The following is a 317-nucleotide window of genomic DNA, read 5'->3' on the forward strand; positions in this document are numbered from 1 at the left end:
CTGACGCAAACGGCGCTGCGAGAGCGCGCCGAAGCCTGGCTCGGCGAAGAGGAGCTGGCGCTAGCGGCGGTGCTGTATCTGGACGACGAAGCGTCGTACAGCGAGGAGCGGGCGAATGCGCCGATTGTCTTCGGCATTTCCAGCAAGCTGACGGATGCTGTGGACGACGGTGATGAGAGCCCTCAGAATGTTGGCACTGACAGCTTCCATGAAGCCCGTCTGGAGGATCTGGCTTACGTAATCTACACGTCGGGAACGACGGGCAAGCCGAAGGGCGTGATGATCGAGCACCGCAGCCTGGTGAACACGGCGGCGGG

General features: G+C 62.8%; 1 protein-coding gene. It reads left to right on the top strand.

Annotated elements, in window-relative coordinates; genetic code table 11:
• Positions 1–317: AMP-binding protein (locus HFE01_RS27485; protein WP_243208324.1), on the top strand; the 317-nt coding region annotated here is incomplete at both ends.

Source organism: Paenibacillus sp. EKM10P (assembly GCF_011800655.1).
Classification (GTDB): domain Bacteria; phylum Bacillota; class Bacilli; order Paenibacillales; family Paenibacillaceae; genus Paenibacillus; species Paenibacillus polymyxa.